Annotated in this window: 27 protein-coding genes; 13 read left to right on the top strand and 14 right to left on the bottom strand. The window is 63.9% G+C overall.

Annotated elements, in window-relative coordinates:
- Positions 1–49: 49 nt before the first annotated feature.
- The 3 genes from AC0L3I_RS08375 to AC0L3I_RS08365 all read right to left on the bottom strand — a co-directional run bounded on the left by AC0L3I_RS08375 (position 50) and on the right by AC0L3I_RS08365 (position 3,105).
- Positions 50–1,063 carry a substrate-binding domain-containing protein gene (locus AC0L3I_RS08375; RefSeq protein ID WP_473485273.1) on the bottom strand — a complete coding sequence of 338 codons (1,014 nt, stop codon included), beginning with the start codon at positions 1,061–1,063 and terminating at the stop codon, positions 50–52.
- Between the two features lie 102 nt (positions 1,064–1,165).
- Complete coding sequence (locus tag AC0L3I_RS08370; protein WP_473526598.1) at positions 1,166–2,071, bottom strand: sugar phosphate isomerase/epimerase family protein; 906 nt, start codon at positions 2,069–2,071, stop codon at positions 1,166–1,168.
- Between the two features lie 2 nt (positions 2,072–2,073).
- Positions 2,074–3,105: a Gfo/Idh/MocA family protein gene (locus AC0L3I_RS08365; RefSeq protein ID WP_473526597.1), complete on the bottom strand. Its 1,032-nt coding sequence runs from the start codon at positions 3,103–3,105 to the stop codon at positions 2,074–2,076.
- 198 nt (positions 3,106–3,303) lie between these two features.
- Here AC0L3I_RS08365 and AC0L3I_RS08360 point away from each other — a divergent pair, with 198 nt between their 5' ends.
- Together AC0L3I_RS08360 and AC0L3I_RS08355 are read left to right on the top strand one after the other, a co-directional pair.
- Positions 3,304–4,329, top strand: coding sequence for a LacI family DNA-binding transcriptional regulator (locus AC0L3I_RS08360; RefSeq protein WP_473526596.1), 1,026 nt, complete (start codon positions 3,304–3,306; stop codon positions 4,327–4,329).
- Positions 4,330–4,601: 272 nt separating this feature from the next.
- Positions 4,602–5,177 (top strand): TMEM175 family protein, encoded by a 576-nt coding sequence (locus AC0L3I_RS08355; RefSeq protein WP_473485269.1) that lies wholly within the window; start codon positions 4,602–4,604, stop codon positions 5,175–5,177.
- Positions 5,178–5,183: 6 nt separating this feature from the next.
- Here AC0L3I_RS08355 and AC0L3I_RS08350 read toward each other — a convergent pair whose 3' ends face one another.
- The gene (locus tag AC0L3I_RS08350; RefSeq protein WP_029351415.1) at positions 5,184–5,465 is read right to left on the bottom strand and encodes a hypothetical protein; all 282 of its coding nucleotides are present in this window, start codon (positions 5,463–5,465) and stop codon (positions 5,184–5,186) included.
- A 134-nt stretch (positions 5,466–5,599) separates the two neighbouring features.
- On the opposite strand from AC0L3I_RS08350, the gene AC0L3I_RS08345 reads away from it, so the two are divergent.
- Positions 5,600–6,466, top strand: a complete 867-nt coding sequence (locus AC0L3I_RS08345; RefSeq protein ID WP_473526595.1) for an SDR family NAD(P)-dependent oxidoreductase — start codon at positions 5,600–5,602, stop codon at positions 6,464–6,466.
- A gap of 3 nt (positions 6,467–6,469) precedes the next feature.
- Here AC0L3I_RS08345 and AC0L3I_RS08340 read toward each other — a convergent pair whose 3' ends face one another.
- The 3 genes from AC0L3I_RS08340 to AC0L3I_RS08330 form a co-directional block, all read right to left on the bottom strand.
- Positions 6,470–6,898 (bottom strand): low affinity iron permease family protein, encoded by a 429-nt coding sequence (locus AC0L3I_RS08340; protein ID WP_473485267.1) that lies wholly within the window; start codon positions 6,896–6,898, stop codon positions 6,470–6,472.
- Positions 6,899–6,981: 83 nt separating this feature from the next.
- Positions 6,982–7,623: a DapH/DapD/GlmU-related protein gene (locus AC0L3I_RS08335; RefSeq protein WP_473485266.1), complete on the bottom strand. Its 642-nt coding sequence runs from the start codon at positions 7,621–7,623 to the stop codon at positions 6,982–6,984.
- 70 nt (positions 7,624–7,693) lie between these two features.
- Positions 7,694–8,182, bottom strand: a complete 489-nt coding sequence (locus tag AC0L3I_RS08330; protein WP_473485265.1) for a CreA family protein — start codon at positions 8,180–8,182, stop codon at positions 7,694–7,696.
- 203 nt (positions 8,183–8,385) lie between these two features.
- On the opposite strand from AC0L3I_RS08330, the gene AC0L3I_RS08325 reads away from it, so the two are divergent.
- Positions 8,386–8,964 (top strand): SCO family protein, encoded by a 579-nt coding sequence (locus tag AC0L3I_RS08325; protein ID WP_473485264.1) that lies wholly within the window; start codon positions 8,386–8,388, stop codon positions 8,962–8,964.
- An 86-nt stretch (positions 8,965–9,050) separates the two neighbouring features.
- Positions 9,051–9,923: a 50S ribosomal protein L11 methyltransferase gene (locus AC0L3I_RS08320; protein ID WP_473485390.1), complete on the top strand. Its 873-nt coding sequence runs from the start codon at positions 9,051–9,053 to the stop codon at positions 9,921–9,923.
- Positions 9,924–9,958: 35 nt separating this feature from the next.
- Here AC0L3I_RS08320 and AC0L3I_RS08315 read toward each other — a convergent pair whose 3' ends face one another.
- The gene (locus tag AC0L3I_RS08315; protein WP_029351430.1) at positions 9,959–10,144 is read right to left on the bottom strand and encodes a hypothetical protein; all 186 of its coding nucleotides are present in this window, start codon (positions 10,142–10,144) and stop codon (positions 9,959–9,961) included.
- Positions 10,145–10,525: 381 nt separating this feature from the next.
- Between AC0L3I_RS08315 and AC0L3I_RS08310 the strand changes: the two genes are divergently transcribed.
- Positions 10,526–12,370 carry an aminopeptidase P family protein gene (locus AC0L3I_RS08310; protein WP_473526594.1) on the top strand — a complete coding sequence of 615 codons (1,845 nt, stop codon included), beginning with the start codon at positions 10,526–10,528 and terminating at the stop codon, positions 12,368–12,370.
- A 31-nt stretch (positions 12,371–12,401) separates the two neighbouring features.
- Here AC0L3I_RS08310 and AC0L3I_RS08305 read toward each other — a convergent pair whose 3' ends face one another.
- A complete protein-coding gene (locus tag AC0L3I_RS08305; protein WP_473526675.1) occupies positions 12,402–13,916 on the bottom strand; it encodes a winged helix-turn-helix domain-containing tetratricopeptide repeat protein in 1,515 nt (504 codons plus the stop codon).
- A 163-nt stretch (positions 13,917–14,079) separates the two neighbouring features.
- Between AC0L3I_RS08305 and AC0L3I_RS08300 the strand changes: the two genes are divergently transcribed.
- From AC0L3I_RS08300 to AC0L3I_RS08270, 7 genes are all read left to right on the top strand, one after another.
- Positions 14,080–14,526, top strand: coding sequence for a cupin domain-containing protein (locus AC0L3I_RS08300; RefSeq protein WP_473526593.1), 447 nt, complete (start codon positions 14,080–14,082; stop codon positions 14,524–14,526).
- 205 nt (positions 14,527–14,731) lie between these two features.
- Complete coding sequence (locus AC0L3I_RS08295; protein WP_473485262.1) at positions 14,732–15,280, top strand: RNA polymerase sigma factor; 549 nt, start codon at positions 14,732–14,734, stop codon at positions 15,278–15,280.
- The gene (locus AC0L3I_RS08290; RefSeq protein WP_473485261.1) at positions 15,277–15,681 is read left to right on the top strand and encodes a hypothetical protein; all 405 of its coding nucleotides are present in this window, start codon (positions 15,277–15,279) and stop codon (positions 15,679–15,681) included. The genes AC0L3I_RS08295 and AC0L3I_RS08290 overlap by 4 nt, the downstream gene beginning before the upstream one ends.
- Positions 15,678–16,145 (top strand): periplasmic heavy metal sensor, encoded by a 468-nt coding sequence (locus tag AC0L3I_RS08285; protein ID WP_473485260.1) that lies wholly within the window; start codon positions 15,678–15,680, stop codon positions 16,143–16,145. The genes AC0L3I_RS08290 and AC0L3I_RS08285 overlap by 4 nt, the downstream gene beginning before the upstream one ends.
- Before the next feature lie 71 nt (positions 16,146–16,216).
- Positions 16,217–16,600 (top strand): hypothetical protein, encoded by a 384-nt coding sequence (locus AC0L3I_RS08280; RefSeq protein ID WP_473526592.1) that lies wholly within the window; start codon positions 16,217–16,219, stop codon positions 16,598–16,600.
- Positions 16,549–17,586, top strand: a complete 1,038-nt coding sequence (locus tag AC0L3I_RS08275; RefSeq protein ID WP_473526591.1) for a DUF1800 domain-containing protein — start codon at positions 16,549–16,551, stop codon at positions 17,584–17,586. Before AC0L3I_RS08280 ends, AC0L3I_RS08275 begins: the two co-directional genes overlap by 52 nt.
- A gap of 5 nt (positions 17,587–17,591) precedes the next feature.
- Positions 17,592–18,731: a DUF1501 domain-containing protein gene (locus AC0L3I_RS08270; protein WP_473485258.1), complete on the top strand. Its 1,140-nt coding sequence runs from the start codon at positions 17,592–17,594 to the stop codon at positions 18,729–18,731.
- 24 nt (positions 18,732–18,755) lie between these two features.
- On the opposite strand, the gene AC0L3I_RS08265 is transcribed toward AC0L3I_RS08270, so the two are convergent.
- The 5 genes from AC0L3I_RS08265 to recN form a co-directional block, all read right to left on the bottom strand.
- A complete protein-coding gene (locus AC0L3I_RS08265; protein WP_077383210.1) occupies positions 18,756–19,052 on the bottom strand; it encodes an AzlD family protein in 297 nt (98 codons plus the stop codon).
- On the bottom strand, positions 19,049–19,777 hold the full coding sequence (locus tag AC0L3I_RS08260) for an AzlC family ABC transporter permease (RefSeq protein WP_473485257.1): 729 nt from the start codon (positions 19,775–19,777) through the stop codon (positions 19,049–19,051). Before AC0L3I_RS08260 ends, AC0L3I_RS08265 begins: the two co-directional genes overlap by 4 nt.
- A gap of 209 nt (positions 19,778–19,986) precedes the next feature.
- Positions 19,987–20,673 carry a DUF2461 domain-containing protein gene (locus tag AC0L3I_RS08255; RefSeq protein ID WP_473526590.1) on the bottom strand — a complete coding sequence of 229 codons (687 nt, stop codon included), beginning with the start codon at positions 20,671–20,673 and terminating at the stop codon, positions 19,987–19,989.
- A complete protein-coding gene (gene ligA, locus AC0L3I_RS08250) occupies positions 20,670–22,820 on the bottom strand; it encodes an NAD-dependent DNA ligase LigA (RefSeq protein ID WP_473526589.1) in 2,151 nt (716 codons plus the stop codon). The genes AC0L3I_RS08255 and ligA overlap by 4 nt, the downstream gene beginning before the upstream one ends.
- A 214-nt stretch (positions 22,821–23,034) precedes the next feature.
- A complete protein-coding gene (recN, locus tag AC0L3I_RS08245; RefSeq protein ID WP_473485254.1) occupies positions 23,035–24,705 on the bottom strand; it encodes a DNA repair protein RecN in 1,671 nt (556 codons plus the stop codon).
- Positions 24,706–24,707: the final 2 nt, after the last annotated feature.

Raw genomic sequence — 24,707 nt, 5'->3', positions numbered from 1 at the left:
TTCCGGCATGCCGGTCGGGCCTACCCGACCGGCATGCCGTGGTTACAAGTCAGCGCAGCGCCTGCTTGGCGAGCTCGGCGACGATCTCGTAATTCTCAGGTGTGACGAAGCCGGCGCCGGTGTCGACATTCATCGGCGCGAGGCCCAGCACCACCTGCTGGCAGAGGCTGAGGATCGGCAGATAACCTTGCAGGAATGGTTGCTGGTCGGCCGTCAGCTGGACCCAGCCGCCCTTGAAGCCCTCGACGATCTGCGGGCTGGTGTCGAAGCCGAAGTTGAAGATATCGCCCGCCTTCCTGCCCGCCGCCTGCATGTAAGTCGGGACGTTGCCCAGCATCTGTCCGCCGGGATAGCCAACCGCCTTGACGTCGGGATTGTTGAGGAGTGCTGCGGTAATCACCGGAATGGCCAGATTGGGGTCGGAAGCCCATTCGCCGCTCGGTGGCGAGGAGAGCTGGATGACCTCGACGCCCGCCTCTTTCAGGGCGGCGACCGTGCCGCGCTCGCGCGCGCCGCGGTTCTCGTTCTCGAACGGGCCGATCATGATCGCCTTGTCGCCGGCCTTGAGCCCGGCCAGCTTGAACGCCTCGGCGCCGAGCGCGCGGCCCTGCTGCTCCTGCTGGGCGCCGACATAGCCGCCGCCGAACGCTGCCGTGACCTTCGGCACCGGCACGTTCTGGTACATCATCCTGATGCCGTCCTTGTGCGCCTGTTCGGCCAGCGGCATGATCGAAGCATCGCCCGGGTGGCCCATCATGGCGATGCCGCCGGGCTTGACCGCGACGGCCTCGCGCAATTGCTGCACCATCTTCTCGACATCCCACTGGGAAAAGATGTAGTCGACCTTTGGCCCAAGATCGGCCTCGGCCTGCTTGGCGCCATTGTAGACGATGGTGCCGAAGGCGTCGCCCTCGGCGCCGCCGACGAAGAAGCGGATGTGGACGTCCTTGCACCACTGGGCATCGAGCGCCTGGGCAGGCAAGGTGGAGATTGCGGCGGCGAGCGCCGTGGCGGCCGCCAGGACGGTCGAACGCAGAACTGTCCTTCTCATCGTGATGCTCATGCACGTTCCTCCCTTTGTTCCCTCGCAAGCCGAGGGTTTTCGACGAATGCTTCGGCTTCTCGCCGCAATGCTTCGCTGGCCGGCTCCTCGCGCCGGCCATCCTCACGCCGGGTTCGGCAGATACGTCGCACCTCCCCGGCATTGCTTGAGGTAGTCGAGCGAGCGAGCCTGCCCTGTAATCTCGAGGTCGCCGCGATAGACCGGGTCGTGCCAGCCTTCGATGTCGATGGCGCCCTTGTATCCGGTCAGCCGCAATTCGCTGATCACCCGCGTCCAGTCGCTGTCGCCGAAGCCAGGCGTGCGCATTTGCACGAACGGCAGCCGGCCGAACACGCCATGCTCGCGGATCACGTCCCAGCGCACCGTCGCGTCCTTGCCGTGGACATGGAAGATGCGCGGCGCCCATTTGCGGATCTGCGGGATCGGATCGATCAGGTAGACGAGCTGGTGGCAAGGCTCCCATTCCAGGCCAAGATTGTCGTCCGGCAATTCGTTGAACATCAGCTCCCAGGCGTCCGGATTGTGGGCGATGTTCCAGTCTCCATCAGCCCAGTTGCCGTCCATCGCGCAATTCTCGAAGGCGATGCGCACGCCCTTGTCGGCGGCGCGCCGAGCCAGTGGTCCCCAAACCTCGCGGAAGCGTGGCAGGCTGTCGGGCAGCGGCTTGCCGCGGAGGCGGCCGGTGAATCCGCTGACCATCGAGGTGCCGAACAGATGCGCATGGTCGATGGCCGTTTCCCATGCATGAAGCACGCCGCGATCGACATCGCCGCTTTCCAGCGGATTGCCGAAGACGCCGAGTGAGGAGACGACGACGTCGGCGTCGCCGATCGCTTCGCGGATCTGGCCGGCCAGCCGTGGAAGGTCCTTGCCGCCCAGCGTCTGCCAGAAGAAGGGCTGGATGCTCTCGAAGCCGAGCGGCAGGATCGCCTTGATATAGGCGGCCGGGTCGTCGAGATTGGCCCGCACCATGGTGCCGATCCTGATGTCGAGAAGCGGGTTTGGCATCGTCATCCTTCTTGTACAGCGATCGCGACCCGGCGCCCGGTTTCGGCGCTCTCGATCGCGCCGAAGACCATGGCCAGGCTTTTGATGTTGTCGGCGCCGCGCGTCTCCGGCTCGCTGCCGGTTTCGACGGCGAGTACGAAATCCTGGATGATGCCGAGATGGCCGCCGACGCGGTCATTGGGATCGAGCGGCGGCACGGCGAGCGGCTCGGTGCGGTCGAACAGGCCTTCGCGGATAGGCCGCGTGACCTCCGCCTTCAACCCGTCCTCGCCGTCCCAGACCAGAGTGCCGCGCTCGGCGACGATGCGCCACGTGGCCTCCCAGCTGGTGCGGAACCCGTCGGCGCACCAGGAACCGGCATAAGTGAACAGCTTGCCGCCGCCGAACTCGAAGATGGCGGTGGCCGATGATCCCTGCCGGTACCAGGAATTGGCCGGCTCCCATTCCTGGCAATAGACGCTGGCCGGTGCAGCGTCGACCATGTAGCGGGCGGCGTCGAAAGTATGGATCGCCATGTCGAGCAGCAGGACATGGCGCATCTCCTCGCGAAACCCGCCGAAATGCGGCGCGACGAAGAATTCGGCGTGGATGCTGGTTGGCGGACCGATGGCGCCGGAATCGAGAAAACGCCTGATGCGCCTGACGTTGGCGACATAGCGGCGGTTCTGGACGACGGCGTGCACGCGCTTGGCGCGTCGGGCAGCCTCGACGATGGCACGCGCGTTCTCCGGGCTGTCAGCCAGCGGCTTCTCCGTCAGGAGGTGGCAATGATGGGCAAACGCGGAGAGCGCAACCTCGCGCCGGGCCACCGGAACCACGACGTCGAACACTGCGTCGGGCTTGGTCTGGTCGAGGACAGCGTCAAGATTGGTTCCGACAATGGCGCCGGCAAGCTCGTATTCGCGCGCCCTTACCTTCGCCCTGTCGGCGTCGAGGTCGACAAGGCCGACAATAGCCAACCCGTCGATCTGCCTCGCCGCATCGAGCCAGTGCTTGCTCATCGCTCCGCAGCCGACCAGGACGACATTCATCATCCAGCGCTCCTCCTCCACTCGGCCCCTCCAGACCGATCGTCACGGCATTCACGGCATGACCGTAAACGTTTTTCCGTAAACGTTTACGAGAACACACCGGAAGGCGTAGAATGTCAATTGGCCGCTCGCGAAAATCAGCTTTATTGCCTTGGCCTGAAGAGCGGCCGGTGATAGCCAAGAAAGGGGGAGAACCGTCCTTTGGCGTCCAGCATCCACGACCTTGCGCGTCACCTGAACATTTCGATCGGCACCGTGTCGCGCGCGCTCAACGGGCGCGCCGACGTCAATGCCGATACACGCCAGCGCGTGCTCGATGCGGCGGCAAAACTGAACTATTCGCCGAACCAGTCCGGCCGCAGCCTGCGGCGCGGCGCCACCCACTCGATCGCCTTCATGCTGCAGCCGCACCCGGGCGACGAGCAATATGGCGAGCCGTTCTTCATTCCGTTCCTGACCGGGCTGCAGGCGAAACTCGCCGAAAGCGGGCTCGACCTGATCGTGGTGATGGGCGCGCCGGGCGACTACCAGCAGGAGCGCCTGCGCCGGGTGGTCGAGACGCGCCGGGCCGATGCGGTGGTGCTGGCCTGGACGCGTCGCGAGGACGAGCGCATCGATTACCTGACCAGGGTCGGATTCCCGTTCGCGACGCTCGGCCGCAGCCGCTCTGGCGGCAAGACCTATCCGTCGCTCGACCTCGATTTCGAAAAAGCCGGGGCCGACGCGGTCGACCGCCTGGTGGCGCGCGGCCATCGCCGCATCGCCGCCATCCGCCCGTCTCTTAACCTCAATTTCGGCTATCTGTTCCTGGCCGGCTATCGCAAGGCCTTACGGCGGCACGATATCGAGGTCGACCCCGGGCTGATCGCGGACGGCTTCATCAACGAGGCCGGCGGATACGAAGTGACGCCTGAGGTGATGCGCTCCAAGGACCCGCCGACCGCGATCATCTTCAATAATGACGCGATGGCACTCGGCGGCTGCAAGGCGCTGGCCGAGATGGGCATCAAGCCCGGTCACGACATTGCGGTGATCGTCATCGTCGACACGCCGCTGTGCCGCTATTTTTCACCGGCGCTGACCGGCTTCCGCCCTCCCCTGGAGCCGATGGGACGGCGGCTGGCCGAAATGTTGCTGGCGTCGATCCCGGCCTTTGCCGGCACCGAAGGCGCGCGGATCATCCGTGAGGTCTGGCCGCTGGAGCTGATCGCACGCGACAGCGATTGATGATGGCCGCACTCACCTTCCCCTCTTGTTGTTGATCGGCCGCTCTTCTTGTTATCGGCGAGGAAGCGTTATGGTGGAGCTTTCCGGTCGGCTCGATCACCTCGCTCGCGCTGGCAGCCGCCTATCACCGCTTCGGCCGCTGGCCCACCCTGCACATGATCGAAGACAGACCGGCCACCGGCGAGACGCCGAACGGCTGAACGACAGCGCCCAGGCCTTCCCTCCAGCCACTTCGATCGCCTAGGATGAGCCAGGCGCAGTGGAGGAAATCCATGGGCAAGGGACGAGTCGAGGCATTTACCGATGGCGTCATCGCCATCATCATCACCATCATGGTGCTCGAGTTGAAGGTGCCGCATGGCGCGGAGTTTTCCGTGCTGGCACCTCTATGGCCCACGTTTTTCAGCTACGTGCTGTCCTTCATCTATGTCGGCATCTACTGGAACAATTTGCACCACATGTTCCACACCGTGCAGTGGGTGGATGGCCGCGTGCTGTGGGCGAATTTGCATCTGCTGTTCTGGCTGTCGCTGATGCCCGTCACCACCGCCTTCATGGGCGAAAACCATTTCGCGCCGGTGCCTGTCGCCGTTTACGGTGTTGTCCTGGCGCTTTGCGCGGCCGCCTACTTCATTCTAGTCGTCATGCTGCACCGGCTGCATGGCAACGACACTGCCTTCGCCAGAGCGGTAGGCACCGACCGCAAGGAAAAGATCTCGTTGGTCCTTTATATCGCCGCCATTCCGCTGACCTTCGTCAATCAATGGATCAGCGTCGCGCTCTATGTGCTGGTTGCCATGATCTGGTTCGTACCGGACAGGCGGTTCGAAAGGCTGGTCGAAAAATAGGTCTGCCTAGCCCCGCATTGCTTTCAGCTTCTCCGCCACGGAGGCCGCAAGATCGGCATAGCGCTCCTCGAGCCGCTCGGCCGCCTTGATCACCGAAAAATCATGGCCAAATTTCTCCAGCGCCATGCGCAGCTTCTCGACGAATTCCGCTTGCTTTTCGAGCGCCGAAAACAGCGTCTTCACTTGCGCTTCGCTGATGTCAGGATTGGCAAGCATTTGCGGCACCTCGCGGCTCATCTGGTCGCCGGTGGCGGTCTGTTCTTTCAGGATCTCGATCCAGTCGGTCAATCGGTAATCTCCTTCTTACGTGGACAGCATGCGCAGCGCCTGCCGATGTGGTCAACCCAAGGATGCCAAAGCGGGCTTGCGCGAGCCCCTCGCCGCGCTAAGTTCGGCGCAGCTTGAACGAGGACGCCATAGCCATGTCCACCGATGCCGAAATCCAGAGCGCTTTGCCTGCCCTTGCCTCCGGCAACGTTGCCGTCATCACCGGCGGCGCCAGCGGCATCGGCCTTGCCGCGGCCAAGCGGCTGGCGGCGATGGGCCTGAAAATCGTGCTGGCCGATATTGGCGGCGCCCGGCTCGATGAGGCTGCCGGCGCCGTTGCAACGATTGCCGGCGACGGCGCGGTACTCGCGGTCGCCACCGACGTCTCGAAAGCCGACGAACTCGACCGGCTGGCCGAAAAGGCGTTCGGTGCGTTCGGCAGCGTGTCGCTGTTGATGAACAATGCCGGCGTCGGCAACAATCCCGGCAAACCCTGGGAGAACCGCGACGCCTGGAAGCGGCTGCTGGACATCAATTTCTGGGGCGTTGTCCATGGCGTCGAGGCCTTCGTGCCGCGCATGCTGGCGGCCGGCAGGCCGGCCCTTTTCGTCAACACCGGCTCCAAGCAAGGCATCACCACGCCGCCCGGCAATCTTGCCTACAACGTCTCCAAATCAGGCGTGAAGACCTTCACCGAAGGCCTGGCACATGCGTTGCGCAACGAGCCCGGTGCCAACATCGCCGCGCATCTGCTCATCCCGGGGTTCACTTTTACCGGCCTGACCGAAGGTGCAACCGAAAAGCCCGCCGGCGCCTGGACAGGCGAGCAGGTGATCGACTTCATGCTGGCCTCGCTGGTGCGTGGCGACTTCTACATCCTGTGCCCCGACAACGAGGCGACACGGCCTATGGACGAAAAGCGCATGGCCTGGGCGATCGGCGACATCATCGAGAACCGCCCTGCTCTGTCGCGCTGGCATCCGGATTACAAGGAGCCTTTCGCGGCGTTCATGGAAAGCTGACGCTCACGCCGCATGTGTGTTCGAGCCGCGCTTTTGCGCAGCGGCTTTCTTGACCGCCGCATCGGCGATCTTCTGGTCATGCCGTTTCGCCGCTTGTTCACATTTTTTGCGGATCTCCTCGACCTCGGATTCGGTCAGGTGCTCGATGCCGATAAAAGTATTGTGGGCTTTGCCGACCCGGATCAACTCGTCGAGTTTCGTCTGAATCGCCGTGCCATCGCGGTTCTGGGTGTTCTGGATGAGGAACACCATCAGGAAGGTGACGATCGTCGTGCCGGTATTGATGACGAGTTGCCACGTATCCGAAAAGCCGAACAACGGCCCGCTTATCGCCCAGGCAACGATGATCAGAAAACAGACGGCGAATGTCGTCGGCAAACCGGCAAGATGGGCAACGTAGGTGGCGATCTTGGTGAAAAGCTTCTCGATCATGGCAAGAGAAACAACCGGCAACCGCTCCGGGTTCCCTTGCAAGGAGGGATTTCACGGACATAGCCGTGCACGCGCCTGCCAAATCAGGATATTTCGTTTTCCCAGCGGTCGAGGAAGGCCTCGATCGGCATTGCCTGCATGTCGGGGACTGCCTTGGCCAGTTTCTCGGGCGGCCAGTCCCACCAGGCTAGGCTTTCGATCCGCGCGGCGATGTCCGCCGCGAAGCGTTGGCGCAATTGCCTGGCCGGAACGCCGGCGACAATCGCATAAGCAGCTACGTCGCGCGTCACCACAGCGTTGGCGCCGACGATCGCGCCATTGCCAATGGTCACATCAGGCATGATCACCGCGCCATGGCCGATCCAGACGTCGTGGCCGATACTGACGGCCTTTGCCCGCCGTCGTTCCCGAAATCCGGCGTCGACGCCCAGCCAGCGAAAATACTCGTTCGGGCGGTAGCTGAGCTTGTGCTGGGTCAGCCGCTCAATCGGATGCTCCAGCGCGTTGATGCGGCTGTTGGCGGCGATCGAACAGAACTTGCCGATGGTCGTGTAGATCGCCTCGGCGTGGCGCTCGAAATAAGAGAAATCACCCACTATGACTTCACGCAAGATGACCCGCTCGCCGATCGAGGCGTAGCGTCCAAGCTTGCACGCCTTCAATTCCGCGGTCGGGTGGATGCGCGGCTCGGGGTCTTTCAGGACAAGGTTTTCGGGACGGTCCATGCCGGCGGCTTTACGCCCGAGCGATTGGTCCCGCAAGCGGGACCAATCGTCCGTCACCTGTTACCAGAGCCTATTTCGGCTTGCCGTTGGTCCACACCACGTTCTGGCCGTAAAGCGGCACGGTGGTGACTGACATTTTCGCCGAACCGTCCTGCACCTGGCGCGAGTGCGACAGATAGATCAGGGTCTCATTGGTCTTGTCGTAGATGCGGTTCACCACCTGCTTCTTCCAGATCAGGCTGATGCCCTGCTTGAATACCTCCTCGCCGGCCTCGCTCATGTCGATGTCGCTGATGGTGATCGGCCCGGTCTGGCGGCACGAGATCGAGGAATCGGACGGGTCCTCGAACCAGTTGCCCTTTTGCAGGCGATCGATCACGCCGCGGTCGAAATAGGAGACGTGGCAGGTCACGCCTTCGACCTTCGGGTCCTTGATCGCCTCGACGATGATGTCGTTGCCGAGCCAGTCGACGCCGACCTTGCCGACCTCCTGGGAGACAGCCGCACCAGCACCGATGACAAGGCATGCGGCCAAAGCGCCGCCGATCAGTTTTCGCAAGGAAGCCTCCTGCGGTTCGAGTTTTGCCGACCTCAGGTGGGACGGGCGGCAGCGCTTTGCAAGCGGATCATTTTTTGACAGGAATGCCGGTTGCGGCAACGCGACATCTTTGCGCGCGCGAGATCTAACCGTTAAGAGTGTTCGCCCAACAAGCTCCAGGGCGCCGATACGGCGCCAATGAAAATCGCAATGGACACCAATTGATGATGCGTTCAATTCTGGTCGGCATTCTCGTCCTGATGGCGGCGGGCATCGGCTGGCTCACCTTCGACTGGTACCGCGGGCATTATGGCGGCGAGCCGTTCGGCGCGCCGTTCACGCTGGTCGACCAGAAGGGCGCCCCGATCACCGAGGCTGAGTTTCGCGGCCACCCCAGCGTCGTCTTCTTCGGCTTCACCCATTGCCCGGAAGTCTGCCCGACCACGCTGTTCGAACTGGCCGGCTGGCTGAAGACGATGGGGGGCGATGGCAAGAACCTGCGCGCCTATTTCGTAACGGTCGACCCGGAGCGCGACACGCCCGACGTCTTGAAAGCCTATATCAGCAATTTCTCCGACCGCATCCTCGGTATCACCGGTGACCCGGACAAGGTCCACGCCATGGCCAAATCCTTCGGCATCTATTCGAAGAAGGTCGATACGGGCAACGGCGACTACACGATGGACCACACCGCTTCGGTGCTGCTGCTCAACGCCAGGGGCGATTTCGCCGGCACCATCGCCTACGGTGAAAGCCCGGACACCGCCATCGCCAAGCTCAAGCGGCTGGCGGCGGAAGGTTAGAGCATGATCCCGAACCGAAGGTCCGCGACAGCGAAAAGTGAGACCGGTTTTCGGAAAAGATCATGCTCAAACAAAAACATCGTTTGATGACCCAAACGCGGCTTTATTTCACCACTGGAAAGATCGAGGCCGACCGTATCTTCGCGGCGTTCGAAACGGCCTTCGAGGACGAGGGTCTGCCGATTGCCATCCTCGAAGTCGATGAGGATCGCGACATCCAGGAAGTGTCGCTCTATGCTGACGGCGATGTCGACGCCGTCGAGGCGCGCGTGGAAGAGATCCTTGCCGGGCTTGCCTTGTCGAGGCCGATTGCGCGCGAGCCCGTGCCAGATATCGACTGGGTGACGCGTTCGCTGGAGGGACTGAAGCCGGTACGCGCCGGCCGTTTCTTCGTCCACGGCGCGCATGACCGTAGGAAGCGCCACAGCGGCGAACTCGCCATCGAGATCGAGGCGGGCCTCGCCTTCGGCACCGGTCATCACGGCACCACCGCCGGCTGTCTTGAAATGCTGGAACAGGTCGTGCGGCGCGAGCGCCCGCGCAACGCGCTCGACCTCGGCACCGGCAGCGCGGTGCTGGCCATCGCGCTGGCCAAGCTCGCCCATATCCCGGTGCTGGCGACCGACATCGATCCGGTCGCCACAAAAGTCGCCGCCGCCAATGCGCGGCTCAATCACGTCAAGGCGCTCGTCGAAACGGTGACGGCGCCGGGCTTCCACCATCCGATCTTTGCCGCGCGCGGCCCCTTCGACCTCATCGTCGCCAACATACTGGCGCGGCCGCTGATGCGGCTGGCGCCCGAAATGGCCAGGCATATCGCTTTGGGCGGCTCGATCGTGCTGTCAGGCATCCTCGACCGGCAGCGCGACGCGGTGATCTCGGCCTATGTCGGCCAGCAGTTCCGCCATGTCAGGACGTTGCATCGCGAGGGCTGGGTGACAATCCACCTCAAGCGGTGACGCGCAGCGCCTTCAAACGCCAGCCATAAATTCGCTCAGACGTAGCGCGACCTTGCCGCCTTCTTCAGTTCTTCGCGATCGTAGCCGTTCGCTTTCAGCGTTTCGTCGTCAAAGCCAAGCAGAACGCCGCTCACATAGCGGCTCGCTTCGCGCTGGCGTGCTTCGATGAGAGCGTTCACAGCACTTCTGAAAAATCCGCGTCTGGCTGAAATCGTGGACATGATGGTCTCCTTTGCAGGGCAATAAGACTCTTTCCTCCACGTCAAAAAGGTAAGCTCTGCTGACCTGTTTGAAAATCGCTGATTCTGCATGGCGTCTATGCGCAAAAGCGATGCTGCTGGACCAAATCCCGCCGATTGTCAGGCGCCTGACGCTGTAGCACTTTGATCTTGCGCTGATTTTCTCCGAACCGAAGATCCGCCCAGCAAAAGTCGATTCCGATTTTCAGGGTCATGCGCTACGGTCGCGCTAGAGCATCGGACCCAAAAGTGGAAACCGGTTTTGGGAAAACCCGATGCTCAAACAAAAAGCTAGATGTGAGCGGCGGCACGGTTCGACTTGAAAGTCCGCCGCTCACATCCAGCACCCAAAGAGAGGCCATGATGTTCCAGACCTTTGATTCCGCCGGCGACCCCGCTGTCGCCAAGCCGCGTGTGGCGCTGCTGCGTCAATGGCTGGCGGCCAACGGCTTGGATGGCCTCATCGTGCCTCGTGCCGACGAGCATCAGGGCGAATATGTCGCCGACCGCTCGGCGCGGCTGAAATGGCTGACTGGCTTCAGCGGTTCGGCCGGCGTCGCCATCGTGGCCGGCGACCGCGCCGTCATGTTCGTCGACGGGCGCTACACGCTGCAGGTGCGCCAGGAGGTCGATCTCGACATCTTCTCGATCGAAAGCCTGGTCGACAATCCGCCCGCCACCTGGATCAAGGACAATCTCGGCAAGGGCGTGCGGCTTGGCTTCGATCCGTGGCTGCAGACGATCGGCGACGTGAAAGCGCTGAAAGCTTCGGCCGAAAAATCGGGGGCGGTTTTGGTGCCGCTCGAGAAGAATCCAATCGACGTCATCTGGAAGGACCAGCCCGAACCGCCGCTGGCGCCGGTCGAGCTCCATCCGATCGCCTTTGCCGGCGAACTGGCCAAGGATAAGCTGGCACGGCTGGCCGAGGCCATCGGCAAGGACGGCGCCACCCATGCCGTGCTGACCGACCCGTCCTCCATCGCCTGGGCCTTCGACATCCGCGGCGGCGACGTGCCGCACACGCCGCTGGCACTCGGCTTCGCCGTGCTCGCCGCCGATGGGTCGCATCTCCTTTTCATGGACCAACGCAAGTTTTCGCGCACCGTCGCGGCCTATCTGACGCAGCTCGCCGAATTGCACGAACCCAGTGAATTCGAAGCGGCGATCGCAGGATTGGCCAAGGGCGGCGCGAAGGTCGCGCTGGATCCGGTGCTGGCGGCGGAGAAGCTCAGGATGCTGGTCGAGGATAATGGCGGCACCGTCATCACTGCACCCGATCCTGCCCGCATTCCACGCGCGACGAAAAACCAGGCCGAGATCAACGGCGCCCGCGCCGCGCATCGCCGCGATGGCGCCGCGGTGGCCAAGCTGCTTTGCTGGCTCGACCGCCAGGAACCCGGCAAGCTCGACGAGATCGCGGTCGTCACCAAGCTCGAGGAGTGCCGCCGCAGCACCGGCGAGGAAACGCAAATGCCGCTGCGCGACGTGTCCTTCGACACCATCTCGGGCGCTGGCCCGAACGGCGCCATCATGCACTACCGCGTTTCCCACGCCACCAGCCGAAAGCTTCAGTCTGGCGAGTTGTTCCTGCTCGATTCAGGCGGACAGTATCAGGACGGCACCACCGACATCACCCGCACCGTGCCGATCGGCACACCGACCGAGGAAATGCGCGAACGCTTCACGCTGGTGCTGAAGGGCATGATCGGTATTTCCATGCTGCGCTTTCCCCCGGGCACGCGCGGCTCCGAGATCGATGCCGTGGCGCGCCTGGCTCTGTGGAAACATGGCTGCGATTTCGCCCATGGCACCGGCCACGGCGTCGGCTCCTATCTGGCCGTGCACGAGGGCCCGCAGCGCATCGCAAGGACCGGCACCGAAAAGCTACTGGCAGGCATGATCGTCTCCAACGAGCCGGGCTACTACAAGGAAGGCTCTTACGGCATCCGCATCGAGAACCTCATTCTGGTCACACCAGCCGAGCAGATAGAGGGCGGCGACATTGCCATGCACAGCTTCGAGACACTGACGCTGGCGCCGATCGACACCAGGCTGGTGCGATCCGACCTTTTGACGCGCGACGAGCTCCATTGGCTCGACACATACCACGAACGCGTGCTGGCCGAGCTCGGACCGATGCTCGACGGCGAGACGCTGGCCTGGCTGGAAAAGGCAACCGCACCACTGCCGCACGACCAGAAATCCTGATTTTTGGCAAGGCCGGGAATGGCATGTAGCGTTATCGCTGCCAACCGGCTTTCTTCAACAGATGCGCCATCTCATCTGCCCAATGTGGATTGCGCAGCCTGAGCGGCGCCAAGGCATCGCCTGAAGGGTTTTCCATTTCCCGCATCAGCTCGACGCAAGATCCAGCCTCCGGCAGGCGGCCGAGCGAAACGTAGCAGCAGGCGAGAGTTTCGTGAGTGGGCCGCCATGCGGGAGCGATCTTGCGCGCCTTGATGGCTGCGGCAAGAGCCTCGTTTGCCTGTCCTGCAAACAAGTAGGCGAGCGCCAGAACATTGAACCAGACGAAGTTCTGAGGATCGTAAGGATTCAACATAAGGCCTTGTTCGAGCGGCGCTATCGCTTCGGATGCGCTGCCACGAAAAAACTGTCCCATCCCCAACACCAGATGACCAAGGGCGAAGCTTGGGCTGATTTCGATCGCCTTTTCCGCGGCAAGAACGGCCTGTTCCGGTGCATTGGCGTAAATGCTGCAGATGGCCAGCGCGTAGTGCGAATAGGGATTCTTCTCGTCGAGCCGAACCGCCTTCAAGGCTGCATCCAGGCCCTCCCGGATATCCTGTTCCGGTTTGTCGCTCCAGCCGTAAGCGACGATGCCGGCGCTCACCCGGCCGAGCCAGAGATGGGCCTCTGCGAGTTCAGGATCGAGCCTGCATGCCTCCCGGAACAGCTTGCGGGCACTCAAGTGAGTTTGACGGCCGACGTGGTGGAAATGCCAGGTACCTTGCCGCACCAGGTCCCAGGCCGTCGCATTTCCGCTGCTGCGTGCAGTGGCTGGAAGCGATTCCGTCTTGAGAAGTTCGGGCTCGATCGCGCCGGCCACCCGCTCGGCTATGGCATCCTGGACGGCGAATGCCTCCGTCATTTCCGTCTCGTATCGTTCGGCCCAGATCTGATTGGCCGAGGCCGCATCGACCAATTGCGTCGAGACCCGAATATGCTGGCCGGACCGGCGCACGCTGCCTTCCAGCACATAACGGACGCCAAGCTCGCGGGCCACCTGTTTGGAGTCGACTGGCTTGTCCTTGTAGACGAAGCTGGAATTGCGGCCGATCACCCGGAACCAGCGGAACCTCGTCAGCGCTGTGATGATGTCCTCCGTGATGCCGTCAGCCAGATAGGCCTGTTCCCCGTCGCCGCTGACATTGGCGAACGGCAAGACCGCGATGGACGGTCTTTCGGAGAGTCCCGCCGGCTGGCCGGAACTTGGCAGCGCGCCGTCTGCAGCGGCGTCCAGCACACGGACGCTGCCGGCGAAACGATATCCGGTGCGGGGAACCGTGGCGATCCACTCGCTGCCGTCTGGCTGTGGCCCGAGCAGCTTGCGCAGGGCTGCAATCTGCACAGAGAGATTGCTTTCTTCGACAACGGCATCGGGCCAAGCCGCTTCCATAAGCGCCGTCTTGCTCAGCACTTGAGCCGGTGCCTCCAGCAGGGCTTGAAGCAACGACAAGCCTTTGTGCCCGAGCGCAACCGGCCGGCCCTCGCGGACAAGCCCCCCGCGCAGCATGTCGAGCACGAACGGGCCGAACGCTAAGCATCGCGGCGCTGCGACATTCCGCTTACCGGCTTCGGAAGAATTCGGAACTTTTCGCCTCCCTTTTTAGAACTCCGGCCGGACGTGCGGTCATCTTGGCCGTTCTTCGTATAGACTAACACAAATGGAGGTCGAAATGACGATGTTGAAGCAACCGTCAGGAGCGGACAGTGTGGCGCCCAGCGACAGAAAAGCTGTAATCGTCGGGGCTGGCGAGGCTTATCGGGCCGAACAGGGGTCGGACTATCTGCCGGGAATAAGTGCTGAGACCGTCGGCGCGAAGGCGCTTTGGCTGGGCGTCGTCACGATGCCTCCGGGGAAGCGGACCAAGGCCCACGTCCACGCACGTCACGAAACAGCATTTTATATGCTGAGCGGAGACGAGCTGGAGATGTGGAGCGGGGACGAACTGCAATTTCGGGACGTCGTGCATCCCGGCGACTATCTCTATATTCCCGCCAACGTGCTCCACGTCGCCGTGAACCGGGCAAGCGCGCCGGCCATTTTTATTGGCGCCCGCAACGAACCGACCGCTCAGGAAAGCGTCGTCCTGTTCCCGGAGATGGACGGGAGGATACCGTAGAGGCGACCTTCCAGGAATGATTGGTGGGGCGCCCTTCAACCGAACATTCCGCCAATGGTGTGCCGCCAGACCGGAGCCTTGTCTATCACGCCAAGCACGGGTCGCCGACGGATTTCGCGTTGAAACTCGTTGAAGGCACATAGCGGGTGCAGGATGACGGTTGTGTCGGCAGAAGGTCTGGCGTGGTGGAACGAGAAGGCAGAGCGTGGGCGAGACCGACGAGCGGCTTCTGGCGCTGATCGCGCAAAACAATGCGGCTGCGGTGGAAGCCATGGTCGAGCGCAAGCTGCCGCGGCTGATCCGTCTCGCCACCCGAATGCTGGGCGACCGCGGCGAGGCGGAGGACGTCGCGCAGGAGACCTTCTTGCGCATCTGGCAGGCGGCTCCGGGCTGGCGCGCCGGCGAGGCGAAGTTCGACACGTGGCTGCATCGCGTCGCACTCAATCTCTGCTACGACCGGCTGCGCAGGCGGCGGGAGACGCCGGTGGCGGAGCTTCCCGATCGCCCCGACGAACGCCCGGGCGCGGAAGCGGATATGCTCGCGGCCGACGATCAGCACCAGGTGCGGCGCGCGCTGGCCGAGCTGCCGGAGCGCCAGCGCGAGGCGATCGTGCTGCAGTATTATCAGGAGCTTTCGAACAGCGATGCGGCAGAGGTCATGGGGATCAGCATCGCGGCATTGGAAAGCCTCTTGTCGCGGGCGCGGCGGCAGTTGCGCTCCAGGCTCGGACGAGACAGGGACGAAATGACATGACTCCAGAGAGGTTTTCCGAGCTCGTTGCCGCCTATGGCGGGTCGCCGCAGCGCTGGCCTGAAAACGAGCGGGCGGCGGCGCTGGACTTCATCGCCGCCAATCCGACTCAAGCCGAAGTCGCACTTGCACCGGCGGCGGAGCTCGACGATCTGCTGTCGCGCCATCGCGTCGCAGCTCCGGACGGCGCGCTCGCGCGAAGGATCATCGCCACGGCGCCGCCTGCGCTGTGGCGCCGCACACGGCTCATCTGGCGGTGTGCCGGATTGGCCGGCATCGGACTGGCGGGCGCGCTGGCCGGTGTGCTGACAGTCGCCGTGCTGTTGTCGCTCAACAGCGCCCCTGACGATGGCGGCGCCTATGCGCTGACCGCATTCGGCGACATGCAGGGGGACGTGCAATGAGCGAACGCAGCATCAGGATCCTGCTTGCCGTCTCGCTGGCGCTGAACATCTTCGTGCTCGGCGCCACTGCCGGCGCTGGCTATATGTGGCAGACGCGCGAGGGGCAGCGCGACGGGGTGGGCGACCAGCGCGGCCTGCGCTTCGCCGCGGCCGGCCTGTCGCCCGAGCAGCGCAAGGCGTTCCGCCAAGCGCTCGCCGAGGCGCGGCGCCAGTCGGCTGCCGACATCGAAGCGGCTCGGACCGGCCGCGAGCAGGTCGCGCGCCTGATCAAGGCCGAGCCGATCGACGCAGCGGCTGTCAGTGAGACGCTCGCCTCGGTCCGGCAAGCCGATATGGCGCTGCGCGGCCGGCTCGAACAGGCAATCGTGAGCTTCGCGACGACACTGACGCCAGCCGACAGGGCGCGGCTTGTCGACGGCCTGCGCGGCCGCAGCAACATGCTGCGCCGAGCGGACGAAAAATAGAGCTGGAAAGTGCGACGGATTCCGGTCACTGCCGCGTTGAAGCCTCTGAAGCAATGCTGACGGAGGCACGATTGGCACGTCCGAGCGAGGTCGCGGTTGCGCTCAACCGCTTCAGCCTGGGCGCCCGGCCCGAAGACGAGACACCGGCCGACCCGAAATCCTGGTTGATAGCGCAGTTCGAAGACTACGATGCAAACCCAGCCGTCTTTTTCGGCGCGCAGGACTCGGCCACACTCGGTGACGGCTACGTCGAGGCGATGCTCGAGGCCAAGGACGCCGAGGGGGCCGCAAAGATGGCCGCCCGCAAGGCGGCGCGCCAGGAGGCTCAAGCGCTCTATCGCGACGAGGTCGACATGCGGCACGCGCGGCGCTCGAAACGTCGACGCCCTTCATCGAGCGGCTCGTGCATTTCTGGTCGAACCATTTCGCCATCTCGGCGGAGAAACCGCAGGTGACCCTGATCGCCGGCGCCTTCGAGCGCGAGGCGATCCGCCCGCATGTGCTCGGCCGCTTCGAAGATATGCTACTCGCCGCCGAGCGCCACCCGGCGATGCTGTTCTATCTCGACCAGGTGCGCTCGATCGGTCCCAACTCGAGATTTGCCAACCGCGCAGCAAAACGCAACGCCAAGCGCAAACCCGGCATCAACGAGAACCTGGCCCGCGAAATCATGGAACTGCACACACTCGGTGCACGCTCCGGCTACAGCCAGGCCGACGTGACCGAATTCGCGCTGGCGCTGACCGGTTTCAGCACCGGACGCGCCAGAGGGCGGGGCCAGGCCGGCACCTTCACCTTTCGACCCGGGCTGCACGAGCCAGGCCAACGCACGATCATGGGCAAGACCTACGACCAGGGCGGGGACAAACAGGCGCTCGCCGTGCTCGGCGACCTCGCGGCGGTCGAGGCGACCGCAACGCATATCGCCGCCAAGCTGGCGCGCCACTTCATCGCCGACGAGCCGCCGGCAGCGGTCGTGACACGGCTCGCCGAAGCCTTTCGCCGGTCGAACGGCGATCTCGTCGCCGTCTACCGCGCGCTCATCGACAGTCCAGAGGCCTGGCAACCGGCGGCGGCGAAGTTCAAGACGCCGTGGGAATGGACGATCTCGGCGCTGCGCGGCCTGGGCCGCAGCGACATCGGCAAGCCGCGCCTGGCGCAACTGCTCAACCAGCTCGGCCAACCGGTATGGCGGCCGCGTTCGCCGGCCGGCTATGACGACGTTGGCGGGAGCTGGGCGGCACCCGACGCACTGGTCCGCCGGGTCGAGGCGGCGCAGCGCCTCGCCGCACAGAGTGGCGACATCGATCCGCGAGATCTCGCGCAAAAACTCTTTGCCGGCTCACTCAGCGAGCTGACGATGGCCGAAGTCGACCGCGCCGAGAGCCGGCGCACCGGCATCGCGCTGCTGCTCGTGTCGCCCGATTTCCAGAGGAGATGACCAAGATGAAACGCCGTCAATTCCTCACTCTCGCCGGCGTCGGCCTCGGCTCGATGCTGATCGCGCCGCACATCGTCTTCGCCACTGTGGAAACCGACCGCCGCTTCGTTTTCATCATCCAGCGCGGCGCCGCGGACGGGCTGAACACGATCATTCCCTATGCCGACCCCGCCTACCGCACACTGCGCGGCTCATTGGCAATCGACAATCCGATAAAGCTCGACGGTACGTTTGGCCTGCATCCTTCGCTCACCCGGCTCCGCAAGCTGCATCAGGACAAGCAGGCACTGTTCGTCCAGGCGGTCGCTTCGCCCTATCGCGAGCGCTCGCATTTCGACGGTCAAAATGTGCTCGAAAGCGGCGGCACCTCGCCCTATGAGCGCCAGGACGGTTGGCTGAACCGGCTGGTCGGCATGCTGCCGAAGTCTCGCAGCGAAGCGATCGCTTTTGCACCGACCATCCCGCTAGCGCTGCGAGGCCAGGCGGACGTCACCTCCTATGCGCCAACCGCCCTGCCAGAAGCGCCGGACGACCTGATGATGCGCGTCGGCAAGCTCTATGACGCCGACGAACAGCTGCATACGCTGTGGAGCAGCGCGATTGAGACACGGGCGCTGGGCGCGGTGAACTCGCAGCGCAAGGACGCAGCGAGCGTCGGCCGCACCGCTGCGGGCTTCCTCTCCAAGGCCGACGGACCGCGCGTTGCCATGATCGAAACCAGCGGCTGGGACACGCATAGCGGCCAGCAAGGCAGGCTGGCCAACCAGCTCAGAGCGCTCGACGCGCTCATCGATGCGTTGCACGTTGGGCTCGGCGATATCTGGAAGGATACGACCGTGCTGGTCGCCACTGAGTTTGGCCGCACTGTCGCCGTCAACGGCACTGGCGGCACCGACCACGGTACGGCATCGGCCGCGATGATCGCTGGCGGAGCGGTGAATGGCGGGCGGGTGCTGGCCGACTGGCCGGGACTGTCTACCGGTGCGCTCTACCAAGGACGCGACCTCGCACCGACGCTCGACCTCGACGCGCTGATTGCGGTGACGGCCGCCGAAACGTTTGGTCTCGATCCGGAAGAGACGATGCGCACGCTCTTTGCAGGAGGTCGATTCGACCCCGCGATCTCCGACATCGTGCGCAAGTAGGACTGGCGTACTCAGCCGGTCCGGTTACCCGACGAACTGGCGGGCGAGGACCAGCACAGCGGCGCCGGCCAAAAACATCGCCATAAGCCCGCCGCGCAGCGAGACCAGCCCGGCGACGATCAATGCCGCCCATTCCGCCGGCCCGGCGCCAAGCGCCGCGGGCGCCACCAGCGTCGTCAACACCGCGGCAGGCACGGCGTTCAGCCCGGCCTCGACGCGCGGATGGATGTTTTCGAAGCGCGAGATCACCAGATGGCCGCCGATGCGGGTCAGATAGGTCGCAATCGCACCGGCGATGATGATCCACAAGGTTGTGCTCATGGCCGCGCCTCCACACCACTGTGGTGCGGCGGCAGGATGACTGCGAGCAGCACGCCGGCCACGGCGCCAATGGAGACGTGCCAGGGCGAGCCTACCGTCTTGTAGGCGATGATGGAGGCAGCAGCACTGGCGACGACCACCGGCAGCCATAGGGGCCGTTTGCGAAAGCTCATGACCAGTCCGAGAAAATAGATCGGCAGCAGGAAGTCGATGCCCAGCGCATGTGTGTTAGGAATGAGCTTGCCGAACACCGCGCCAAGCGCGCTTTCGGTCACCCAGAACACGTAGACCGGCAGACCAAGTCCCATATACCAGGCGAAGCCGACCGTTTCGCCGGCCTCCGCCTTGCGCTCGGCCACCGCGAACTGCGGATCGGTCAGAATGAAATAGCCGACGGCCTGCTGCATAAGCGGCCAGTGCGCGATGCGCCGGCCGATACCCGCCGAGTAGAGCACATGGCGGAAATTCACGGCGAAGATCGACAGCACGATCAGCCATGGCGCGACATGCTGCCCGAACAATTCGATGCCGACCATCTGGCTGGCGCCGCCGAAAACCATGGCGCTCATCAGGAAGGCTTCCAGCACCGAAAAACCGTTGTCGACGGCAAGCGCCCCGAACAGCAGTCCAAACGGCGCCGCCGCCACCACGACGGGCAAGCTGAGCCGCACGCCTTGCCAGAAATCGCTTTTTGCGCGGTTTTCGGAGATTGCTTCCGCCGACATCAGCCACTCCTTAGAGCGCCGCTCGTCCTTTTGGACGAGCAAAGGACGCTCTAACACTTTGAATCCACGCATCGGGCCATCCGAAAATCGATCCCGATTTTCGGGCCGATGCGGGGGGAAAGGCCGTATGTAGGGAGCGCCGCCAGCCTTGTCACACCAATTCGCTTGAGCCAATGATCAGCGGAAATGATCGCTGGAACGCAGCCAGTCTACTCGACCTGGCCTTCGATCGCCCTGCCCCAGTCGAGCAGCGGTCTTGCCCGCAAGGCGAAATCGACAAGCTCGTCGACCAAGGCCGGCCCATGGATTCCAGCAGGGTCGATTTCGTGCCGGACGGCGAAATGCCGGTTGCGGATGGCCGCGGCGAGATCGGCGTCCGTGACATGCTCGAAGCCGCGTGGCGCTCGCTTCATGCAACCTTCCGCATCGAGTTCGAGACGATTTTGCTTCAGCGCCTTGATCAGCGCCCGGAATTCACCCGGCCGCGTCGCAATAGCCCGGCGCATCGCCAGGAGCAGCTCCGGCCCGGGCTGCCACCAGGCAACGCCGGCAAAGCAGCGGTCGAGCCCAATGTAAACGAAGAACACGCCCTGCTCCATCTTGGTGCCGTCGGGTGAGAGAATCGCCGACAGATGCCGGTTGTAAGGACTTTTGTCCTTGGAGAAACGCACGTCGCGATTGATCCGGAACAGCGACTTCTTGCGATCGCCGCGCAAACCCAGCCCCGCTGCCGAGAAACGCTCGGACAGCGTTTCGACCAGATCGCCGAAGGGGTCGCGCAGCTCGCGTTCGAAGAGGTCGCGATTTTCCAGAAACCACTCCCGGCTCTGATGAAAATCGAGTGCCTTGAGGAAAGGAATGGCCTTTTGGCCGAACCCGTTAAATGCCACCGTCACGACTTGCCGATCCGCGCCAGCCACGCATCCTCGTCGATCACTTCGATGCCGACCTCGTTGGCGAGCTTGAGCTTGGAGCCGGCACCTGGTCCGGCAACGACGAGATCGGTCTTCTTCGACACCGAGCCGGCGACCTTGGCGCCGAGCTTTTCGGCCATCGCCTTGGCCTCGTCGCGCGACATCTTCTCCAGCGCACCGGTGAAGACCACCGTCTTGCCGGAGACCGGCGACGACACGCCACCGACCGGCTCCTCGTCGAGCACTGTGACTTCCGCCAGCAATGCATCGAGCGCCTGCCGGTTATGGTCTTCGGCGAAGAAATCGACCACCGCTTCGGCAACGATCGAGCCGATGCCGTTGATGCCGTTCAACTCCTGCCAGGCAGCGTTTCCAGGGTCACCCTTGCCGGCCGGCATGACGGCGTTTTGCCCGGCTTCGCGGAAAGCGGCAAAGGAAAGGAAATGGCGGGCCAGCCGCTTGGCATTGGTCTCGCCGATGTGGCGGATGCCGAGCGCATGGAGGAAGCGCGAGAACTCGACCTGCCGCCGATCGTCGATTGCCGCGAACAGCTTGCGTACCGAGGTCGCGCCGAAACCGTCGACATTCTCGAGCTTGGTCAATGATGCTGCCTGCCGTGCCTTCAGGGTGAAGATGTCGGCCGGCGAATAGATGCGCAGCGACGGATCCTCGGCATGGAAGAAGAACTCAATCTGCTTCTCACCGAGCCCCTCGATATCAAAAGCACCTCGAGACACGAAATGACGCAGACGCTCCACTGCTTGCGCAGGGCATATCAATCCGCCGGTGCAGCGCCTGACGGCTTCACCCTCCTCGCGCACGGCGTGGCTGCCGCAGGCCGGGCAAAGCACTGGGAAAGCATATGGCATAATGTCGGGCGGCCGCTTCTCCAAGACCACGTCGATGACCTGCGGGATGACATCGCCGGCACGCTGGATGCTCACCGTGTCGCCGATGCGAATGTCGCGGCCTTCGCGGATCGGCTGGCCGTTATTGCCGATGCCTTTGATGTAGTCCTCATTGTGCAGCGTTGCGTTGGTCACCACGACGCCGCCGACCGTCACCGGCACCAGCCGCGCCACCGGGGTCAGCGCGCCGGTGCGGCCGACCTGGATGTCGATGCCGGTCAGGATCGTCGTCGCCTTCTCGGCCGGGAATTTGTGCGCGATCGCCCAGCGCGGCGAGCGTGAGACGAAGCCCAGCCGCTGCTGCAGCTCGAGGCTGTTCACCTTGTAGACGACGCCGTCGATGTCGTAGCCGAGCGTCGCCCGGTTGGATTCGATCAGCCGGTATTGTTCGAGCAGCCCCTCGACGCTGTCGAACAGCTTCATCAGCGGATTGACCCTGAAGCCGAAACGCTCGAACGCCGCCACCATGCCCATCTGCGTGTCGGCGGGCATGGCACTCACCGCGCCCCAGGTATAGGCAAAAAACCGCAGCGGCCGGCTGGCGGTGATCGACGTGTCGAGTTGGCGCAAGGAGCCTGCTGCCGAGTTGCGCGGATTGGCAAAAACCTGCTTTCCGGCCTCGGCATTGCGGCGATTGAGTTCGGCGAAATCGGTGAGGCGCATATAGACCTCGCCCCGCACTTCCAATACTTCGGGGAAATCCCCCGAAAGCACATTGGGAATCTCGGCGATGGTGCGGGCGTTGGCCGTCACATCCTCGCCGACCTGACCGTTGCCACGCGTTGCTGCCGTCACCAGCCGTCCGGCCTCGTAGCGCAGCGACAGCGACAGGCCGTCGATCTTCGGCTCGGCCGTCATGGCCAGCGGCGCGTCGGCGCCGAGCCTGAGGAAGCGGCGAATGCGGCCGACGAAATCGATCACATCCGCATCGGCAAAGGCGTTGTCGAGCGACAGCATCGGGATGGCATGGACGATCTTGCGGAATTTTTCCGAGACCGCCGCGCCGACTTTCCGAGAGGGCGAATCCTCGCGCACAAGGGCGGGAAACCGCTGCTCGATGGCGAGGTTGCGCCGCCGCAGCGCGTCGTAGGCCGCGTCCGAAATCGTCGGCGCGTCCTCGGCATGGTAACGCTGGTCGTGAGCGGCGATGTCCTCGGCCAGCCGCTTCAGCTCCCTGGCTGCTTCACTTTCACTGAGCGAATCGACTGGTTTATCGGACATGCACGGCTCCTCGACGCATGACCCCGAAGACCGGAACGATTTTCGGGGTCATGCGCAAAATCAAATTGCTTCAGCGTCCCTTGCGCGTCCGAGAGACCGCGCGGCGCTTCAGCGGTGGCGCGCCACAATAGATCAGGATTTTGGGAAAATCATTCCTGAACAGCAGGATGGAGCCACATCCTGACTCGATCCACAACGCCAAGCATAAGCTCTGCTATGCTGCGGTATTTTCGCGAAGCAGTCGCTCGGCCGCCGCACGCGCCTCGTCGGTGATGGTCGCCCCGGCCAGCATCCGCGCGATCTCTTCCTGGCGTGCCGCGCGGTCCATCTCGGCGATGCCGGTGGCAACACGATCGGCGCCGCCGGATTTGGAGATCAGGAAATGCGTCGCCGCGCGTGCCGCCACTTGCGGCGCGTGCGTAACCGAAAGCACCTGCACGCGCTTCGACAGCCGCGCCAGCCTTTGGCCGATGGCGTCCGCCACCGCGCCGCCAACGCCGGTGTCGATTTCATCGAAGACCAAGGTCGGCGCCGAGCCGCGGTCGGCCAGCGCCACCTTCAGCGCCAGCAGGAACCGCGAAAGCTCGCCACCGGAGGCGACCTTCATCATCGGGCCCGGTCTTGTGCCGGGATTGGTGCGCACCCAGAACTCGACCTGGTCGATGCCGTCTTCCATGCGGCTCTCGGCCTCACTTGCCATCTCGACGATGAACGCGGCCCGTTCGAGCTTTAGCGCCGGCAGTTCGGCCATCACCGCCCTGGTCAATCCGACCGCCGCCGCATGGCGAAGCGACGAAAGCTGTGCCGCGGAAATGTCGTAGGTCTCACGCGCGGCGGCGGCTTGCTTCTCCAGCCCGTGCAGGCGCTCCTCGCCGGCGTCGAGATCGGCGAGATCGGCGGCCATCGTGTCGCGCAATTGCGCCAGATCGTCGACCGCCACACTGTGCTTGCGTGAGGCGGCGCGCAGCGAAAACAGCCGCTCCTCGGCTTGTTCCAGCCGCCGCGGATCGTATTCGGTGGCGCGAAGTGCCGCTTCCACGCCCGATTGCGCCGCGTCGAGCGACAGCATCGCCTCATCGAGCGATTTGACCAGCTCGTCGAGCAGGCCGGGCGCATCGGCCACCTTGCGCTGCAGTCGCCGCAACAGGCTGGCGAGTTGCGGCAGGGGCGAGGACGGTCCCGAGAGCACATCTTGCGCGTCATGGATTTCCGAGGCGATCTTTTCCGCCCGCATCATAGAGGCGCGCAATTCGGCAAGGTCGGCTTCCTCGCCCGGCTGGGGGTCGAGCTTCGTCAATTCGGCGACCGCGGCGCGCAGATAGTCGGCCTCGCGGGCGGCCGCCTCCACCTTGGCGCGGTGCCGCAAAAATTCCTGCTCGCAGGCCCGCCAGTACCGCCATGCCTCGCCAGTCGCCCGCACAGCGCCGAGATGACCGCCAAAACTGTCCAGCAATTCGCGATGGGCGCCGGGATCGACCAGGGCACGCTCGTCATGCTGGCCGTGGATCTCGACAAGCGCGTGACCGACGTCGCGCATCAGCGTCACGCTGGAAGGCTGGTCGTTGACGAAGACGCGGGTGCGGCCGTCCGCCGTCTGCACGCGCCGCAGGATGATGTCGCCATCGTCCTCGATGGCGTTGTCGGCAAGCAGTATGCGGGCAGGATGGTTGCGCGGCACGTCGAACACCGCGATGACCTGGCCCTGTGCCGCGCCATGCCGCACCAGCGAGGCGTCACCGCGCGCGCCAAGCGCCAGCGACAGCGCGTCGAGCAGGATGGATTTTCCAGCGCCGGTTTCGCCGGTCAGCACTGAAAGACCGGACGAGAAATCGATGTCCAGCTTCTCGATCAGAACGATATCGCGGATCGACAGCCTGGAAAGCATGG

The sequence above is a fragment of the Mesorhizobium sp. WSM4840 genome (assembly GCF_055811755.1).
Note: the sequence above shows the minus strand (reverse complement) of the source record. Positions and strands in the feature narration are given on the sequence as shown.